This is a genomic window from Nesterenkonia flava (assembly GCF_031432335.1).
GTDB lineage: Bacteria > Actinomycetota > Actinomycetes > Actinomycetales > Micrococcaceae > Nesterenkonia > Nesterenkonia flava.
In genome coordinates this window covers 38,794-57,018 of record NZ_JAVKGT010000020.1, presented here as the reverse complement: position 1 = coordinate 57,018, position 18,225 = coordinate 38,794, and the positions used below count along the sequence as shown (strand labels likewise).

The 18,225-nt window shown below is 66.1% G+C and carries 16 protein-coding genes, 1 tRNA gene and 1 pseudogene; 8 read left to right on the top strand and 10 right to left on the bottom strand.

Annotation, left to right across the window (positions count from 1 at the left end; translation table 11 throughout):
- Nucleotides 1-223: 223 nt before the first annotated feature.
- Together RH857_RS08770 and RH857_RS08765 are read right to left on the bottom strand one after the other, a co-directional pair.
- Nucleotides 224-296: transfer RNA gene (locus tag RH857_RS08770), tRNA-Lys, on the bottom strand.
- Between the two features lie 112 nt (nucleotides 297-408).
- Nucleotides 409-1,776 carry a DUF6318 family protein gene (locus RH857_RS08765; RefSeq protein WP_310537599.1) on the bottom strand — a complete coding sequence of 456 codons (1,368 nt, stop codon included), beginning with the start codon at nucleotides 1,774-1,776 and terminating at the stop codon, nucleotides 409-411.
- 273 nt (nucleotides 1,777-2,049) lie between these two features.
- Here RH857_RS08765 and RH857_RS08760 point away from each other — a divergent pair, with 273 nt between their 5' ends.
- The 5 genes from RH857_RS08760 (at nucleotide 2,050) to RH857_RS08740 (ending at nucleotide 7,678) form a co-directional block, all read left to right on the top strand.
- Nucleotides 2,050-2,676, top strand: a complete 627-nt coding sequence (locus RH857_RS08760; RefSeq protein ID WP_310537598.1) for a hypothetical protein — start codon at nucleotides 2,050-2,052, stop codon at nucleotides 2,674-2,676.
- A gap of 135 nt (nucleotides 2,677-2,811) precedes the next feature.
- Nucleotides 2,812-4,053 (top strand): phosphate ABC transporter substrate-binding protein PstS, encoded by a 1,242-nt coding sequence (locus RH857_RS08755; protein ID WP_310537597.1) that lies wholly within the window; start codon nucleotides 2,812-2,814, stop codon nucleotides 4,051-4,053.
- A 130-nt stretch (nucleotides 4,054-4,183) separates the two neighbouring features.
- Nucleotides 4,184-5,551, top strand: a complete 1,368-nt coding sequence (locus RH857_RS08750) for an MFS transporter (protein ID WP_310537596.1) — start codon at nucleotides 4,184-4,186, stop codon at nucleotides 5,549-5,551.
- 430 nt (nucleotides 5,552-5,981) lie between these two features.
- Entirely contained in the window at nucleotides 5,982-6,599 is a 618-nt protein-coding gene (locus RH857_RS08745; protein WP_310537595.1) for a DUF47 domain-containing protein, read from the top strand.
- Between the two features lie 56 nt (nucleotides 6,600-6,655).
- Complete coding sequence (locus RH857_RS08740) at nucleotides 6,656-7,678, top strand: inorganic phosphate transporter (protein WP_310537594.1); 1,023 nt, start codon at nucleotides 6,656-6,658, stop codon at nucleotides 7,676-7,678.
- 58 nt (nucleotides 7,679-7,736) lie between these two features.
- On the opposite strand, the gene pstB is transcribed toward RH857_RS08740, so the two are convergent.
- The 8 genes and pseudogenes from pstB to RH857_RS08700 form a co-directional block, all read right to left on the bottom strand.
- A complete protein-coding gene (pstB, locus tag RH857_RS08735; protein WP_310537593.1) occupies nucleotides 7,737-8,516 on the bottom strand; it encodes a phosphate ABC transporter ATP-binding protein PstB in 780 nt (259 codons plus the stop codon).
- A 34-nt stretch (nucleotides 8,517-8,550) separates the two neighbouring features.
- The gene (gene pstA / locus RH857_RS08730) at nucleotides 8,551-9,780 is read right to left on the bottom strand and encodes a phosphate ABC transporter permease PstA (protein ID WP_310537592.1); all 1,230 of its coding nucleotides are present in this window, start codon (nucleotides 9,778-9,780) and stop codon (nucleotides 8,551-8,553) included.
- On the bottom strand, nucleotides 9,780-10,721 hold the full coding sequence (gene pstC, locus RH857_RS08725; RefSeq protein WP_310537601.1) for a phosphate ABC transporter permease subunit PstC: 942 nt from the start codon (nucleotides 10,719-10,721) through the stop codon (nucleotides 9,780-9,782). Before pstC ends, pstA begins: the two co-directional genes overlap by 1 nt.
- Before the next feature lie 306 nt (nucleotides 10,722-11,027).
- On the bottom strand, nucleotides 11,028-12,200 hold the full coding sequence (locus tag RH857_RS08720) for a phosphate ABC transporter substrate-binding protein PstS (protein WP_310537591.1): 1,173 nt from the start codon (nucleotides 12,198-12,200) through the stop codon (nucleotides 11,028-11,030).
- Between the two features lie 263 nt (nucleotides 12,201-12,463).
- The gene (locus RH857_RS08715; RefSeq protein ID WP_310537590.1) at nucleotides 12,464-13,006 is read right to left on the bottom strand and encodes an amino-acid N-acetyltransferase; all 543 of its coding nucleotides are present in this window, start codon (nucleotides 13,004-13,006) and stop codon (nucleotides 12,464-12,466) included.
- Entirely contained in the window at nucleotides 13,003-13,692 is a 690-nt protein-coding gene (locus tag RH857_RS08710; RefSeq protein WP_310537589.1) for a hypothetical protein, read from the bottom strand. Before RH857_RS08710 ends, RH857_RS08715 begins: the two co-directional genes overlap by 4 nt.
- Before the next feature lie 79 nt (nucleotides 13,693-13,771).
- Nucleotides 13,772-14,221, bottom strand: coding sequence for an arsenate-mycothiol transferase ArsC (locus RH857_RS08705; RefSeq protein WP_310537588.1), 450 nt, complete (start codon nucleotides 14,219-14,221; stop codon nucleotides 13,772-13,774).
- Between the two features lie 113 nt (nucleotides 14,222-14,334).
- A pseudogene (locus RH857_RS08700) lies at nucleotides 14,335-14,667 on the bottom strand (ArsR/SmtB family transcription factor); the annotation flags it as partial.
- A gap of 131 nt (nucleotides 14,668-14,798) precedes the next feature.
- On the opposite strand from RH857_RS08700, the gene arsB reads away from it, so the two are divergent.
- Genes arsB through RH857_RS08685 form a run of 3 tightly spaced genes read left to right on the top strand, consistent with a single transcriptional unit; the run spans nucleotide 14,799 to nucleotide 18,057 of the window.
- Nucleotides 14,799-15,866, top strand: a complete 1,068-nt coding sequence (gene arsB / locus RH857_RS08695) for an ACR3 family arsenite efflux transporter (protein WP_310537587.1) — start codon at nucleotides 14,799-14,801, stop codon at nucleotides 15,864-15,866.
- 32 nt (nucleotides 15,867-15,898) lie between these two features.
- Nucleotides 15,899-16,885, top strand: a complete 987-nt coding sequence (locus RH857_RS08690) for an iron-sulfur binding domain-containing protein (protein ID WP_310537586.1) — start codon at nucleotides 15,899-15,901, stop codon at nucleotides 16,883-16,885.
- A gap of 17 nt (nucleotides 16,886-16,902) precedes the next feature.
- On the top strand, nucleotides 16,903-18,057 hold the full coding sequence (locus tag RH857_RS08685; RefSeq protein WP_310537585.1) for an FUSC family protein: 1,155 nt from the start codon (nucleotides 16,903-16,905) through the stop codon (nucleotides 18,055-18,057).
- Nucleotides 18,058-18,225 lie beyond the last annotated feature (168 nt).

Below are 18,225 nucleotides of genomic sequence, written 5' to 3'. Positions count from 1 at the left end.
TGACTCCATGATCCTTTCCCAGCAATGGAGTCTCCATCAAACCCAGGGCGCTTCAAGCGCACGCGCGAGAAAGCTATTGATGCCTGGGCCAAGCACCACCCAGGAGCACCGCCTGGAACCAAGAAAGGCGCCGCCCGAATGGGCGACGCCTTCTGTGGGAGGCTGCTCCAGCAAGAGTCACAAAGTTCGCTTTGGACGCCTTATTGGAACAAACCTCATAGGGTGGGCCCTGCGGGGCTCGAACCCGCGACCAGCGGATTAAAAGTCCGATGCTCTACCAACTGAGCTAAAGGCCCTGGTCTGTGTGAGGTGCGGCCGAAATTGGCCAGCCTCCATGCTACCGCACCTCCCCCTACCCCCGCTCGGCCCCGTTCGCGCCGTGAACTCGCGCCCCTCGGTCACGCGTCCTCAGTCGCGGGTCAGGTCAGGCTCCCCGGCCTCTACCTCGCCCTCGGCGAAGATCTCCTCCATGCTCGCCGAGACCGTCTCAAAGACCTGCCAGTGCCCGACGTCGTCGTGGTAGAAGAGCGCATAGGTCACCACCCCTTCGAACCCGTCATGGGCACCCAGGTGCTCAGCGCCCTCATAGGCGTCAAAACCGGCTTCATGCAGGTGCAGCTCGATCATGGCCGCGTCCTCCGTCTGCACCGCCTCGAGGTAGACCCTGACGTCCTCCGCGCGGGACTCACCGTCCAACTCGATCACCGCGCCGTCCTCCACTAGCGCCACCGTGGACATAAACAGCTCCGGAAGCCGGTCGCTCCGCGGATCCATCATCATCTCAATGGGCTCGGTATCGCCCGTGACCCGCGTGTAGTCGAACAGCTCGAACCAGTAGTCCAGAGCCGCCAGTGCACCCTCGGGTGAATTCTCCCGGACCTCCCCGGGCATCTCCGGAGCCTGAATCTCGGCGGCCTCCGGCTCATCCTGCTGCATCCGCTCCAACGCCTCGTCCCCCATGGCGGCATCCAGCTGGGCGGCCTGCTTCCAATGACCATCCTGCTCGTCATAGACGAACTCCACCGCGGCCGTGGACCGCTCCTCGGCGCGTTCCGAACCCGCATCGCCCTCCCCGCGGTAGTAAGTGAAGTCAGCTCTGTGAGTCTCCAGGAACGCCGCCAGATGGTCCGGGTTCTCACCCGGCATCCACATATGCAGGGTCACCTCCAGCGGATCACCCACCACCCACTCATCGTTCTCCGCGATGCTCTCCAACCCCTGCACGAGGTCTTCGCACCCGTAACAGTCCTCCGCATGCAGCTGCTCCAGAAGATGCGGGTCGCGGCTGAGCTCGCTGTAGAGCATGACCTCTGACCAGTAGCTCAGCGCGGCCATACGCCCCTCAACGCTGTCCTCACACAGCAGCGCTGGGATCCGCGGCGCCGGCACATTCTCCGCCGGCCCCTCAGCACTGGGCGCCACGTAGTCGGCGTCGCCCTCGAGCTGCTCCAGGTACGGCATCGGGACCGCTACGGGGTCATCGCCGATGGAGACTCGAAGATCCTCGATCCGCTCCTCGTCCTCCTCCTGCAACTCCGGCGCTTGGGATTCCGGCCCTGAGGCGCAGAACTCCGCGGGAGAGTCGACGACGTCGTCGTCCTGCGCGTCCTCGGGAAGCTCGGCTGCCTCCTGCTGCTCGCCCGACGACGACGCCCCCTCAGGCTCTTCGGCGGGAGCGCAGGCGGCCAGCAAGAGTGCGGCGGCCACCCCGCCTCCCAGTACGCCGCGCCCTCGGTGATTCGACAGCTGCGAGCGGATGCGTCCCTGCGGCTTCATTGCCGGAGCTTCCTCGAGGGGCTCTGACCCCGCCCCAAGTTCCGGCCCCCGGGCTCCCACCCCGCCGGCTCACGGTGCGCCGTCGTCGCGTCCTGCATTGCGTATCCTCTCTGGTGAGCTTCCGTATCCCTCACCACTGTCGAAACAGAACCTGGGCATAAGGTGGACACTTGCCCACCCACTACCAGGTGCGGCATAGTATTCGGCCCCTGGAAGGCCTCCGCGATACGCCTGAAGGGACGTATCCCGGCACGAGTTCAACGAAGGAGCACGATGAGCCAGAACCAGCGCTTCAGGCGCCCGGTCTACAGCGACCCGGCCTCCTTCGACCGCCGGGAGGGCGGCGCGGATCCCGCCGAGATCTCCCAGGCCGCACACGACACCGCCCACGCGCTGATTAACCGCGGCCGCGGCACCGCCGATCCGGAAGTGACCGAGAGGTTCGTGCGCCTTGCCGAGACCGAAGGCATCGAGGCGATCGCGGAGCTGTGGTCCCACTCCCCCGCCCGGTCTCTGGCGGGCTCACTGTGGCGCATCTATGCGCTGCGCAGCGCGGTGCAGAAGAGCCCCGAGCGCATGAGCGAGTACTACCGGCTGGGGCGCAGCCACTCCGCCCCCTCAGTGATCGCCGGCGTGGCAGACCCGCCGACGGCCGAAGAGATGACCCGCCTGGCCGACATGCTTCTGGCCGGGATGTACTCCGGTGACGTGGACGTCGCCTTTGACCGTGCCGCCGCCTTCTGCCGGGTCATCGCCCGGGGCCAGGCGCTGTGGGCCGATCGGCACCACGTCGCCCCCGCCGAAGCCCGGCGACTCACCTCCAAGGCCTCTCAGCTGGTGGGCACCGCAGAAGAGCTCGAATCCTCTGCCCGCGCCTACCGGGCCGGCACCCTCGACTGAACCTCGCCCCACCAGGACACTGGCTCCCACGCGGCTCGCCGTGCCCGTGCGCTCCCCTTCACCCCTTCCAGTCTCCTCCATACACTGGTGCCCGAGGGAACGGGGCTGACACGGGGAGAGGAACGGAGACACGGTATGGCCGATAAGGTCAGGACAACACTGATCACCGCCGTCGTGGTGGTGTGGACGCTGGTGCTCGCTGGGGCCACCACGCTAGTGCTGCTGCTGGTGCTAGGAGATGACGACGACGATCAAGTGCGCACCTCCGAGACCCGCGAGCGCACCGAGCCGACACCGACTCCATCACCGGAACCGACACCCACCGACGAACCAGTGCCGAGTGAGGGGCCCACCGAAGATTTCGAGGAGGACGAGGAGGAAGCCAGCGCATTCGACGAGGAGCTTCTCGGCAGCGGCTCCTCTACCTTGGACTTGGTCCTCTATGACTGGGTGCTGGAATTCGAGGAGGCCGAGGGCGGCGTCGTCACCTATTCCCCCATCGGTTCGCTCAACGGCGCTGAGGAGTTCCTCTCCGGGGACGTTCACTTTGTGGGACTCGATGAACCACTCAGCGAGGAGGACATCGAAGAGTCGCAGGAGATCTGCGGTCCCGACGGCGCCTTCCACCTGCCCACCGCAGCACGTCCCCTAGCAGTGGTGACCAATCTGCCCGGGATCGAGACCGTGAACCTCAGCCCTGAGACCCTTGCCCAAATTTTCTCTGGGGAGATCACCACCTGGGACGACGACTCCATCGCTGAGCACAACCCCGATGCTGACCTTCCCGATACTCCCATTACAGTGGTTCACCGCGAGGAGCTGGCCGGGGATACCGAGACCATGACCTCCTACCTCGCTGCTGCCGCACCCGATACCTGGGAGTGGGACCCAGACGCCGAATGGCCCGAGGACATCGCCGCCGAAACCGCGCAGGGCACCTTCGGCGTGCTCGAGGCCGTGGAGGAGGCTGAGGGCGCCATCAGCTACGTGGACTGGGCCGTGGTTGACCCCGACTTCACCGTGGTGGCCCTGGGGCTCGAGGAGAACTACGTAGAGCCCAGCGAGGAGGCTGTGGGCCTGTACCTCAGCGACGTGCCGATCCAGTCAGTCGACGGCGCCGCCGAGCACGACCTGGTGCTCAACCACGACTACGTTCAGCTCTACGACGACTACCCGCTGGTCAGGATCACCTACACCGCATGGTGCACCGAATACCCCACCGAGGAGGAGGCCGAGCTGGCGGCGGCCTTTGCCGAGTACATCCACTCCGAGGAGGCCCAGGAGCTGGTAGCCGACTTCGGAGGCACCGTACCGATTCCAGAGGAGCTGCGCGAGCAGGCCGCAGACTCCCTCTCGATGATTTCGGCAGCCGACTAGTATCCGGCACATCGAGTGGAAGAATCCTCCGAGAAAATCCGGTGTTTTCGGCCCAAAACCCGGAAAAATCTTCCACTCGATGCGGCGGCGCACCTCAACCGCCTGACGCACAGGCGTACACTCGCTGGCTGTGAGCACATCAGCGCAGACAGCGCGGCATTCGCTGCCCACCGGCGAAGAGATTGTCCAGACCCTGCCGTGGCGCTGGCGCGCCCAAGGGCGCATCTTCCTCATCGGCGGCCTGGGCTTCATGTTCGACGCCTGGGACGTGTCCCTCAACGGTGTGCTCATCCCGCTGCTCACCGCCGAATGGGACATCACCGCCGCTGATGCTGCGCTGATCGGCACCGCCAATCTCATCGGTATGGCTGTGGGTGCAGTCCTCTGGGGCACCATCGCCGACCGTATCGGCCGCAAGCAGGCCTTCGCCTGGACCCTGTTGATCTTCTCGATCTTCACCATCGCCGGGGCGGCGACCAACACCCTGGAGTGGTTCCTGCTGTTCAGGTTCCTCGCCGGCGTCGGACTCGGTGGCTGCATCCCGGTGGACTACGCGCTGGTCAGCGAGTTCACGCCCGCTAAGCACCGCGGACGCGTGCTCACCGCCATGGACATCTGGTGGCCCATCGGCGCAGCCTGTGCCTTCTTCGTCTCGGCGGGCCTGCTGGCTGTGTGGAGCGCCTGGCAGCTGCCGCTGCTGGCTATGATCCTTCCGGCCCTGCTGGTCTTCGCCGTGCGGCTCTGGGTGCCCGAGTCCCCGCTCTACCTAATACGCCAGGGGCGCGAAGCCGAGGCCCGCAAGGTCATCGACGATCTGGTGGTCCGCACCGGGGCCGCGCCCCGGGACTACCGGATCGACACGACGACGGCGGGCCGGCCCATGAGCTACCGCGCGGTCTGGGAGCAGCTGCGCGCGGTGTGGACCCACAGCTGGCGCATCACCACAGTCTCCTGGGTGCTCTTCCTGGCGATCATGACCGTCTACTACATTGCGTTGCAGTGGATGCCGACCCTACTGATTGAGGCCGGTTACGAGGAGTCCCAATCCTTCATCCGCACCGCCGGCATGGCGGCTGTGGGCATCCTCGGGGTGATCATCTCCACAGCACTGGTCGAGTTCACCGGGCGCCGGTACCTCCTGGCGATCAGTGCACCGGCCTCCGCTGCACTCCTGGTGGTGCTGGGCTGGAACATGCATCTGCCCGGGGCCGTGCTGGGGCTGCTGCTGGGCTTCGGCCTGGTGGTGCAGATCGCGATCCCGGTGCTCTATGCCTATGTCTCCGAGCTCTACCCCACCGCCCTGCGCGGGTCCGGGTTCGGCTGGGCCTCCACGATCTCCCGGGTGGGAGCGGGCCTGGGCCCATTGGTGTTCATCACCTGGATGGAACCGGCTCTGGGTCTGGCCGGGGCCTTCGCCGTCTGCCTGGCCGCGGTGGTGGCCGCCGTGGTCGTCATGATGGCCCTAGCCCCGGATACCACCTCGCGCCACCTGCGCTGATCACCCGCAATCCGCGCCGCGGCCTCGCGCAGCGGCGTGCGCGATGGATGCCGTCACGTGAGATTCTTCGCCCCTATCCGTGACCCCTGGTCTCCGGAGCTGCTTGCGTTTGACCTGAAGGGGCCACCCCGAGGACACTGTAATGCGGGTGCCGGGCTGCAGGTAACCCCCGGGCTCCAACCATTAGCCGCTGCGAGCGGCCACGCGCCGTGAGGCGTTCCCAGTCCGGCACCCACCTTCTTTTCTTCGATCAGGCCACGCTGATCGGGCGACCTGACCAGCACGGGAATCCCGATCGTCCGTTCTCCGCGGGATTGAATCGTTCCACCATCCCGTCACAGAATGAGCCTCGTTAACGTTCTGGCTATACACTTCAGGCTCGTACGTCACCTTCTGTTCACCTTCACTCGCTTCCGGGAGCTTTCACTGCATGATCGCGCTCAAAAGCCAGCGCCAGCTGAAGACCACTGGCCTGCTCGCCGAGATCGCTCGGCGCGTGGCCGACGGCGTCGGCCTGCTCAGCCAGCTGCTGGGCACCCCCTCCTCTGAGCGGGCTGCTCAGCGCGAAGAACTGCTGAGCCTCGAAGGCCAGGTGATGGACCTTCACTTCAACCTGATGACTCAGATCCGCAGCGTGTTCCTCACACCGCTGCCGCGTGAGGACATCTACATGCTCTCCCAGCAGCTGAACCGCGTGATGGAGCACGTCACCGCGGCCGGTGACCTCATCATCACCCGCAAGAACCTGCAGCTTCCCTCCTCCTGCGCCTCGCAGGTGGAGACGCTCTCCCGGCAGGCCGAGCTGACCGTGGCGGCCATGAGCGTGCTCGATGACTTCGATCACCTGGAGGAGTACTGGGTGCAGGTCCAGCGGCTGGCCAAGCAGGCCAACCGCACCCACCGCGACTGGGTAACCTCCACCGACACCGCTTTCCAGCCGAACATCGCGCTGCAGCAGACCGAGATCGCCGAGCAGATCCTCGCCGCGGTGCATGCCCAGCGCTCTGTTGCGGTGACCTGCGGGGCGATCATCGTGCGGGAGTCATAAGCGTGGGCGCTCTGCAGTGCGGCGCCTCGTACCGCTGGGCGGGTGACATCGTCTAAGTGGTCGAGCTGCTCCTCCTGATCCTCGTCGGCGTCGTCATGGCGCCGACGCTTTATGTGGCGGGCCTCCACGACGTCGCCAACTCCATTGCGCTGCCGGTACGCACCCGGGCCCTGACCCCGAAGATCGCCGCTCGTCTGGCCGCCGGATTCAACACGCTCGGTGTGCTGGTTGCCCTGCCTCTGGGCATCCACCTGTACTCCTGGTTCGAGTTCCCCAGCATGGAGCCCCGCCTGGTGCTCACGGTGGTCCTCAGCTCACTGGCTGCCCTGCTGACGTGGAACATCTTCACCTACCTCAAGGGCATGCCCACCTCCACCACTCATGCCCTGCTTGCAGCGCTGCTCGGTGGAGCTCTGGGGGCCGCCGCGGTGGGTGACCTGGACACCTCAGGAGTTCTCGCGCTGCCCTGGATGACCCCGCTTCTGACGCTGCTGGTCTCTCCGCTGGTGGCCTTTGCCATCGCCTACCTGTTGGTCTTTGGCGCGGCCAAGCTGGCCAGCGGCGAGGACCCTGAAAGCGTCAACCGGGTGGGCCGCGCCGTGCAGTCCGTCTGCGTGGGGCTGACGTCCCTGGGTACCGGGCTGCAGCAGGGGCAGCGGTTCTCGTTCCTGCTGCTGCTGGCACTGACGGCGGCCGGCATTGAGGACGCCGATTCGTGGATGCCGCTGGCTTATGTGGCCTTCGCGCTTCTGATCGGTGCCGGCTGCCTCACCGGCGGCTGGCGGATCGGCCATGTCCTGGCTCACAGGCTGGTGGCCGTAGACCCGCTGCGCGGTGCGGTGGCCGCCACGACGGCGGCAGGTCTGCTCCACCTTGGTTCGCTGGGACTGTCTCTGCCCCTGTCCACCTCGCTCACCGCGGCATCCTCCATCATGGGCGCCGGCTCCAACCAGCGCTTCGCCACGGTGAACTGGCGGCAGTTCCGTCGCATAGGGGCGTACTGGGCCGCCACCCCCGTGGTCACCGGGCTGCTGACGGTGATCCTCACCCTCACCATCAGCCCCCTGCTGCTGGTATAGACAAAGGCCGCCTCCCCTTGATGGGGAGACGGCCTTCATCGGTGACGAGCGGCGAGGCTTATCCGAACTTTCCGGAGACGTAGCGCTCAGTCTGCTCGTTGGAGGGGTTGTTGAAGATGGTGGTGGTGTCGGCGTACTCGATCATCTTGCCGGGCTTGCCGGTGCCTGCAATGTTGAAGAAGGCAGTCTTCTCGCTCACACGGGCAGCCTGCTGCATGTTGTGAGTCACGATCACGATCGTGTACTCCTTCTTCAGCTCGCTGATCAGGTCCTCGATCGCCAGAGTGGAGATGGGATCCAGTGCCGAGCAGGGCTCGTCCATCAGGATCACGTCGGGCTTGACGGCCACGGTGCGGGCGATGCAGAGGCGCTGCTGCTGGCCGCCCGAGAGGCCCGAACCAGGCTTGTCCAGGCGGTCCTTGACCTCGTTCCAGAGGTTGGCGCCGCGCAGCGCGGTCTCCACGATCTCATCGGCCTTGGACGTGGACATCCGGGCGCCGTTGAGCTTATAGCCGGCCAGTACGTTCTCACGGATGCTCATGGTGGGGAACGGGTTGGGGCGCTGGAAGACCATGCCGACCATGGTGCGCACGGTCACCGGGTCCACGCCGGGACCGTAGATGTTGTCGTCATCGAGCAGAAGCTCGCCCTCCACGCGTGCCCCCGGCAGCACCTCGTGCATGCGGTTCAGGGTGCGAAGGAACGTGGTCTTGCCGCAGCCGGAGGGACCGATGAATGCCGTGACGGACTTTGCGGCGATCTCGATGTTGACGCCTTCGACCGCAAGGAAGTCACCGTAGTAGACGTTGAGATTCTTGGCGGTGATGCTCTTGGACATGTCTGTTATCTCACTCTTTCTTCTTCGGCGAGTTCTAGCGGCCGGTCTTCTTGGGGGCGAAGATCGTGGCGATGATGCGGGCGATGAGGTTCAGGGCCATCACGATGAGGATCAGGACCAATGCGGCCGCCCATGCTCGCTGGAAGGACGGGTCGTGATAGGTGGGGTGCAGCGGTCGGGTGAACTGCTGGTAGATGAACACCGGAAGGGTCGTCATCCATCCCTCGAAGGGGTTCCAGTTCACGCGCGTCGCAAAGCCCGCGGTGAGCAGGATGGGCGCCGTCTCGCCGATGACGCGGGCGATAGCAAGCGTCACACCGGCCGCGATGCCCGAGATGGCGGTGGGGATGACCACCTTGAGGATAGTGCGCCACTTGCGCACGCCGAGGGCGTAGGACGCCTCACGCAGCTCGTTGGGCACCACGCGCAGCATCTCTTCGGTGGTGCGGACTACCACGGGGATCATCAGCACGCTCAGGGCGATCGCCGCAGTGACGCCCATGGTGGAACGCCCGGGCACCGGCAGACCGATCGAGTCGGCAAGGCTGAGGAAGGTGGTCATGGCCGCAGCGCCGAAGAGGCCGGCCACGATGGAGGGGATACCGGTCATCACGTCGACGAAGAAGGTGATGGCCCGGGAGAGCGGTCCGCCCTGGGAGTACTCCACCAGGTAGATGGAGGTCAGCAGACCCACAGGCACCGAGATGAGGGTGGCCACCACGGTGATGATCAGCGAGCCGATAATCGCGTGGCGGATACCTCCGAGGACTCCGTGCTCCCCGTCCTGGGTGCCGGCGTCGGCGCTGGCGTTGATGCCCTGCATGTCACTGGTCAGGAAGCCCGCGTTGGTCAGGCCCTGGACCCCGACGATGGCCACGGACATGATGACCGACACCAGCGGCAGCAGCGCCAGCACGAACGCCAGGTAGATGACGTTGCGCCAGAGCATATCGGTGGCTTTGCGCCGGTTGATGCGGGCCAGCGTGATGAAGTAGGCCAGCGCCAGGTGGATGATGGCCGCGAAGATGAACCACAGCGCCCAGTTGATGCTGAACTCTTCGTTGTCTGCGAAGAGCACCATCAGGGCGAAGCCGAGGACGATGGCCGCGGCGGCGCATGCGGGCAGGAACCAGCGGGGCTGGATGTTGCCGGTGAGGCTGTTGGGCCGGAGCAGCTCAGTGGGGTCCTGCTCCTCCTGCAGAGCTCCCGCGGGACCGTCCACGGAGGCCGGTGTCGGGGTTTTGGTTCTGGTGCTCTCTGACATCAGTTGGCTCCTGAGAATTCCTTGTGGCGGGCCACGATCCAGCGGGCGATCATGTTGACCAGCAGCGTGATGATGAACAGCACCAGGCCGATCGCGATGAGCTCGTGCCAGTGCACGGAGCCCTGCCGGGACTCCGGGAAGTTCGAGGCGATGTTCGAAGGAATGGTGTCGTGGCGTCCCGACTGGATGATGGACCAGGCGATGGGTCCGGAGGACAGCACCAGCACCACGGCCATGGTCTCGCCCAGCGCGCGTCCCAGGCCCAACATGATGCCGGAGATGATGCCCCCGCGCGCGAAAGGCAGCACGGTCATTTTGATCATCTCCCAGCGGGTGGCCCCCAGGGCCAGTGCTGCCTCTTCGTGGAGCTTGGGAGTCTGGATGAAGATCTCGCGGCAGACGGAGGTGATGATCGGCAGCACCATCACGGAGAGGACGACGCCTGCCGTGATGACCGTACGTCCCGTCGGGGAGGGCGCTCCGCCGAAGATCGGGATGAAGCCGAGGTACTCGTTCAGCCAGCCGTAGAAGGGCACCAGGGTCGGCGCCAGGAAGGTCATACCCCAGGCGCCGTAGACGACGGAGGGGATCGCAGCCAGCAGGTCAATGATGTAACCGATGGTGCGGGAGGCCCGCGGCGGAGCGTAATGCGAGATGTAGAGGGCCACACCGATGGCGATGGGCGCGGCGATCAGCAGCGCGATCACCGAGACGATGACGGTGCCGATGACCAGCGGCCAGGCGTGGCTGAGGAACTCACCGATGTGGAAGCTGGCGGTGTCCGCCTGACCGTCCTGGTCGTGGTAGATGGCTCCCCACGAGTTGTACACCAGGAAGAAGGCCACGAACGCCAGGATGATCAGAATGCCGATGCCGGCGAAGCGGGCCAGTCCGGCGAAACCCCGGTCCAGACCGGCGCCGGCCTTGTCTCCCGAGACCAGACGGTTCTCGCCGGCCGCGCTGTTTCGGTCAGCCTTGCGGCTGCTCCGGGTCTGGACGGTGTGTCCGGATGACTGTGACTCGTCCGAGCTCACGTGGTCTCCCTTACGAGGATGCGTTGAAAGTCCATAGTTGCCAATGGCGCAGGTATCAAGAATCGGTGCTGGCTACGGACGTCGGGGCCTGGCCTAGGAGACTGTGACAGCCCCCTAAGTCCAGACCCCGACGTCCGTATTTTCACTCGCACCATTGAGAATGGCCTGACGGATCAAGCCACGTTAAGCGGGGACTGTGACCAGTCCCGTTGATCAGCCTGCGGAGATCTGGCTGATGGCCTCGAGGGCCTCGTCACGCAGCTCGTCGCTGATCGGCGCGGAGCCGGCCAGGTCGGAGGCGAGGTTCTGAGCATCCTCGGAGACGATGTAGGCGGCGAAGGCCTGAGCGAAGTCAGCCTCCTCCTGGCTCGGGTACTCGTTGCACCAGATGGTATAGGCGATCTGGACGATCGGGTAAGCACCCAGCTCCTCGGTGTCGCGGGCGATCTCGAAAGCCATGTCGTTGGGTGCGCCACCCTCGACACGGTCAGAAGCGCCCACTGCGGTGGCAGCAGCCTCGGGGGACAGCTCGGTGTACTCGCCGCCGACCTCGACGTTGACCATGACGAAGTTGTCGTCGATGCGGCCAGCGTCGGCGTAGGTGACAGCGCCGTCAATGTCGGCGGCCAGACCGATCACGCCACCGGTGCCCTCAGCGGACTCAGAGGTGATCTCGGAGGGCCAGTCACCGCTGGCCTCCCACTCCCAGTTGCTGGAGGCCTGCTCCAGGTACTCGGTGAAGTTCTCGGTGGTGCCGGAGTTGTCCTGGCGGTGCACCACGGTGATGGGGGTGGAGGGCAGGTCTACACCCTCGTTGTGCTCGGCGATAGCCTCGTCGTCCCAGGAGGTGATCTCACCGGAGAAGATGGAAGCCAGGGTGTCGGCGTCGAGGTTGAGGTTCTCGTCGATGCCGTCGACGTTCACGGCCACACCGATCGGAGCGATGTAGGTGGGCAGGTGGAACGCGCCGTCGGGGCCGCACTGGCTGGTGGACTCCTCGTACTCCTCGGAGCTCATCGCAGCGTCGGAGCCTGCGAACTGGTACTCACCGGAGAGGAAGCCGGAACGGCCGTTGCCGGATCCGACGGAGGCGTACTCAACGGCTGCGCCGCCGGACTGCTCCTCGAAGGCGAAGATCCACTCGAGCATGGCGGTCTCGTGAGAGGAGGCGCCGCCACCGTAGTAGTCGCCCGAGACGTCTTCAGCACCTGCCAGGTCGCCGCCGGCCTCGCCGCCTTCGCCGCCGCCGTTGGCGCCGTTCTCAGTGGTGCTGCCGTTCTCTTCAGCGTCGTTTCCGCCGTCGCCGTTGTCGTCGCCGCAGGCAACCAGTGCCAGCGATGCCACAGACAGGATGGCCGCTGCGCGACCGAAGCTTGCTACCTTCACGTTGTCCCTCTCTCAGGTTTGGCGCAGTCGGACGAGTTCTTGTGTCCGGTGCCTAGGTGCTTGGCTTGGGGTACTGTTCGCGGCTTCCGTTAAGAGAAACCGGCAACCGTTCGCGAACCAGATGCCACGCTAAGAGTCCCAGGTGAAGAGAGAGGCCATTTCAGGTGACCGGCAGGTGCTTAAAAAGTGAACAGTTGGTGAACGAATGAGCTGGAATTGAACTGGAACAGTCAATCGCCTACTCGGGAGTCACTTGTGACGGTTCAGTCGGTGAAGTGGAGGATCATCCGGGTGTTGCCCAAGGTATTGGGCTTGACGCGGGCCAGGTCCAGGAATTCCGCCACGCCCTCATCGGGAGAGCGCAGCAGTTCGGCATAGACCTCCGGATCCACCGCGGACTGCTCTTCCATGACGCTGAAGCCGTGACGGGTGAAGAACTCCACTTCAAAAGTCAGGCAGAAGACGCGCTGAACGCCCAGGGAGCGGGCCCGCTCCAGCAGTCCACGCAGCAGGGCAGAGCCGACGCCGCGGCCACGCCAGGAGCCGTCGGTGGCCAGTGTGCGCACCTCGCCGAGGTCCTCCCACATCACGTGCAGCGCGCCGAAGCCAATCAGTGTGCCGTCGTCGTCCACGGCCACCAGGAACTCCTGGATGGACTCGTAGTAGGCCACCGCTTCCTTGGGCACCAGCAGGCGCTTCTCCACGAGGGGGCCAGCCATCTCGATGATGGAACGGACATCGGTGGTTCGGGCCGGACGGACGGTGAATCCCTTGCGCTGGTTGTGGTGGCTGGGGGAATCGCTCATGACTCGTGGCCCTTCATCTCAAATGGGTATGGCTCCGAGCTGATGCCGGAGACCCGCACAGTCAGCTCGTAGGTGCCGCCGGGAAGCTCGGCTGGCTCGGTGCAGCTGATGGAGGAGTCCGATCGCGGCCACGTCAGCTGAGCACGTTCGGTCTGGCCAGGCTCGAACTCCATCTCCAGGGAACGCCCGCGGCTTCCGCACTGGGCGGTGTTGAAGATCTCGCGACCGCCGTGGCGGATGGAGAAGACCTGCTGCGAGGTCCCGACGTCCAGAGTGCAGGCCTCGGACCCTGCGTTTTCGATCTCCATGATCAGCAGCGGAGCCTCATCCGCGGCATAGGTCTCCTGCCGGGTGGAGGCGGTCACCCGCACGTCACTGGGGGCGCAGTACCCCTCAGGCACGGGCTCCTCCTCCGGGGTAGGAGAGGATTCCGCGGTAGGGCTGGGGCTGGACGCTTCTCCCTCGCCGCCGGACTCCGACCCTGCAGAATCACCCTCTGCCTCACCGGAGGAATCCGAGGCCTGGCCCGCGGGCTCCGTTTCGGCGTCGTCGTTGGTGAAGGCGCCGATCACACTGGAGACTCCCCAGATGAGAAGCACCAGCACCAGAATCCCGGCTAGCCCCACCACGAGCCGGCGCCGGCGGTAGACCGCGGGGGACGGCCGGCGGCGGGGCTGAGAATTCATGCCCTCCAGAATATATGGCGAGCCCTGCATGGCCGCCCCGCAATGCCGCAGGTTCCGCCGGCTGAGACGATCCGCCTCCTCAGCTGCGCAGCCGGTCAGCCAGTTTCTGGACCCGGGCGTAGATGTCCTCGCGGATCAGCTCCATGCGCTGGCGCCCTTCAATGCCGCGCAGACTGGGCTCATCGGTCTCCCAGCGCTCGAGGGTCACGCCTTCAGGCGGCTCCACCTGGGCCTCTGAACCCAGGACGACGACGTAGCCCGCTTCATGCATGGCACGCTCGGTCAGCTGCTGCGGCACCTGAGCAGAGATATCGACGCCGACGTCGGCAAGCACCTCCACGGAGAGCGCGTTGACGCTGCTTCCCGGGCGGGTACCCGCGGAGGCGACCATGACGGCATCGGGAGTCCCGGCGTCGGCGAGCACCTTGCGCATCAGTCCGGCGGCCATCTGTGACTTGCCGCCGTTCTTCACGCAGACGAATAGGACCGCAGGCCGAGCACCTGCCGGCGAGGAGGTCTGCGCCGTCATCAGCAGCACTCCTTGCTGGCTTCGGCAGCGACCTGCCCTGATCCCGCCTCCGGCGAGCTGGTCAGTACGGCGTTGAGCGAGGTGTCCGAGCAGAGGTCCTCGCACAGCACGCGCAGGGCGCCGGGGACGGCGGCGTAGTAGGACCAGGTACCCCGCTTAGTGCGGGTGAGAAACCCGGCGTCGGTGAGAATCTTGAGGTGATGGGAGACCGTGGGCTGACCGAGGCCGACCGGGGCGGTGAGGTCGCAGACACAGGCCTCGCCGTTCTCTGCGGCGGCAATCAGCGAGAGCAGGATCAGGCGGTTGGGATCGGCGAGCGCCTTGAAGCGTGCCGCCAGCTCCACCGCGTCCTCGCTCTCCAGGGACGGGGGAGGGACCGCAGGCGTGCAGCAGCCGAAGGATTCCTCTGTCTTCGCGGTTTTCAGCGGGTGAGGTGACGCAGACATGATGCCTCCTGACGGGAAAGCCCCTGGCGGGGCGACGGGGACGTCGCATTCATCGACATAGATCAATATTGACACATATCGATGAAGAGGGGAATACTCCAGATCGACGTTCCTCGATCCAGGAGTACTCCATGACGCTGAGCCAGCCAGCCCCGTCCCCCGTGGCCGTCACCGGGCGCCTCTCCGCCCTGGACCGGCTGCTGCCGGTCTGGATTCTGGCGGCCATGGCGCTGGGACTGGGCTGCGCCGTCGTCGTCCCCGGGTTGGGGCGGGCGCTGCACGCTGTAGAAGTGGCGGGGGTCTCCGTGCCCATCGCCGTGGGACTGTTGGTGATGATGTACCCCGTGCTGGCCAAGGTCCGCTACGGAGAGACCGCTCACGTGCTGAGCGATCGCCGCCTGCTGATCACCTCACTGGTCATCAACTGGCTGCTGGCCCCGGCACTGATGTTCGCTCTGGCCTGGATCTTCCTGCCGGATCTGCCGGAGTACCGCACAGGACTCATTATTGTGGGACTGGCGCGCTGCATTGCCATGGTCCTGATCTGGAACGACCTGGCCTGCGGAGACCGGGAGGCCGCGGCCGTGCTGGTGGCCATCAACTCGGTGTTCCAGGTCCTGATGTTCGGCGTGCTCGGCTGGTTCTACCTGCAGGTGCTGCCGGCCTGGCTCGGGCTGCCCACCACCTCGGCACAGTTCTCCTTCTGGTCCATCACGCTCTCGGTGCTCGTCTTCCTTGGCCTTCCGCTGCTGGCAGGTTTTCTCACCCGGTGGCTGGGCGAGCGTCGGATGGGCCGGGAGGCCTATGAGTCCCAGGTGCTGCCGAGGCTGGGGCCGTGGGCGCTCTACGGCCTGCTGTTCACCATCGCGATGCTCTTTGCTCTGCAGGGCGAGCAGGTGCTGGCCGCCCCGTGGGACGTGGCACGGATTGCGGTGCCGCTGCTGGTCTACTTCGTGAGCACATTCTGTGCCTCAATGGTGATCGGATGGGCGCTGGGCCTGGGATATGAGCGCACCACCACCCTGTCCTTCACCGCGGCGGGCAATAACTTTGAGCTGGCCATCGCGGTCTCGATCGCCACCTTCGGTGCTGCCAGCGGTCAGGCGCTTGCCGGCGTCGTCGGCCCTCTGATCGAAGTGCCCGTGCTGGTGGGACTGGTCTATGTGGCCCTCTGGGCACGACGACGATTCCGGTTCTGAGACCCAAGGCGCCCCTCCTAGAATGGTGGCCTATGACTGAAGCGGGGCTGGTGCACGAGCGCCTGGCGGACTGGTATGCACACGCGGCCCGGGACCTACCGTGGCGGCGGGCCGAATGCTCGCCCTGGGGTGTCATGGTCAGCGAGGTCATGCTGCAGCAGACTCCGGTGGCCCGCGTACTCCCGCGCTGGCTGGAGTGGATGGACCGCTGGCCGACACCCGCGGCAACAGCGGCGGCTCCGGCGGCTGAGATCCTGACCGTGTGGGACCGGCTGGGCTACCCTCGCCGAGCGCTGCGCCTGCAGGCCGCGGCGGCGGCGATGGTCGAGCGTCACGGCGGTGAGGTTCCCACCACCGCCGAGGAGCTGCGCGACCTTCCCGGGGTCGGGGAGTACACCGCTGCAGCGGTGGCCTGCTTCGCTTTTCAGCGGCCCGAGGTGGTGGTCGATACCAATATTCGCCGTGTCCACGCCCGGGTGTTCAGCGGCAAAGCCCTTCCGGGCAAGACCTACACCGCGGCCCAGCGCCAGCTGGCTCGAGAGGTGATGCCGGCAACCTTCGACGACGACGGCGCCCTGGCCTGCACGTGGAACATCGCCGCGATGGAGCTGGGGGCACTGATATGCACCGCAAGAGCGCCCCGGTGCGCGTCCTGTCCGGTAGCGGACCTGTGCGCGTGGCGCCTGGCCGGTTCGCCCCCGGCCACCGAGGAGGAGAAGACCCGGGGCCAGGCCTGGGCCGGCACCGACCGGCAGGTGCGCGGAGCCATCATGGCCGCACTGCGACAGGGCCGGCCCGTGCTTCAGTGGCGCCTGTTGGACCAGCTGCCGCTTCCTGAGGCCACTGCCCAGCAGCGGCTGCGCTGCCTCGAATCACTGGTGGCCGACGGTCTGGCGGTGCGCGGCATCAGCACGGACCCCGAGGAGCCGGGCGAGACGGTCATCGCCCTGCCCGGCTTGCTGGACTCCCCGCAGGACCCGTCTCATCAGGTGCTTCCCGCCTCACCCGGGGCGCAGTGAAGAACTAGACTTCTCAGGTGACCTCGAAGCGATTCGGCTACGCGCGCCACCTCCTCCGCTCGGGGACCCGGTTCACCATGAACCGCTCCCGTGCGGGGTTCGTGCGCGCCCGCCGGTCCGTGATCCCCGCGCTGCAGATGACCGCAGCCGGCGTGGGCGCCTACCTGCTGGCCGAGAATCTGCTCGGGCATGACGCTCCGATCTTCGCCGCGGTGGCCGCGCTCATCGCCATGGGCTTCGCCAAGGAGCCCCGGCTGCGCAAGGTCCTGGAGGTCGCCATTGGCTGCACCTTTGGCGTGCTGATCGGCGACATGCTGGTTCACGTGTTCGGGCAGGGCTGGTCCGTCGCCGTCGTCGTGCTTTTCCTCTCCATCATGCTGGCGCGGTTCCTCGACTCCGGGCCCACGTTTGCCATGCAGATGGGCCTCCAGGCGCTGCTGGTGGTGCTGCTGCCGGCACCCACGGATTCGCCGCTGGGGCCGTTCACCCGCAGCGCCGATGCCGTGGTGGGCGGCGCGACCGCGCTGGCCATTGCACTGCTGACCCCCAAGGACCCACGTATGGAGCCGCTGCGCGAGATTCGCGGGGTCACCGACGAGCTCACGCGCGCCCTGCGGGAAACTGCCTCTGCGGTGCGCAGCTCAGACTCGCGTGAGGCCTGGCACGCGCTGATCCGCTCGCGCGGCATTCAGCCCAAGATCAACGACGTCACCAGCGCCCTGGCTGCGGCGCGTGAACTGACCCGCTACTCCCCCGCCCACCGGAGGCACCGCAGCTACATGCGGCGGCTCGAGCGCACGGCGGACAAGCTGGACCTAGCGGTGCGCAGCCTGCGCGTGATGGTGCGCCGCGCCGTCAGCACCATCGACCACGCCACGCTCAGCGACGAGGGTATGCAGAGCCTGGCGCATCTGCTTGATGAGCTCGCCGATGCCTCCATGCTGCTCTCACGCGCGGTGCGCGAGACGGGCCCCGGATTCGATCGAGGAATGAACGCGGCCCAGAAGTCCCTGGCCGCCGCGGCCGCGCAGCTGCATCCGCGGCGGCTGAACATTGACGATCTGGAGGGCGAGACCCTAGTGCTGCTGCTGCGCACCATGGTGGTGGACCTTCTGGAGGCCACCGGGCTGGACCACGACGACGCCGACACCCAGCTCCCGGATCTGAGCTAGTCCCGCGGGCGGGGAGACCGCGCCACTCCACGAGGTGGCCCTAGGGCGAACTCTCCCCGAGGTGCTCCTAGGGCTAAGCCCCTGCAGTGTCGGATTCACTGCCCCCACCGGGCCGAAAAGCCCGGAAGGGCACCGCAAATCCGATAGTTCTTGGTTCAGGGCGGGCTC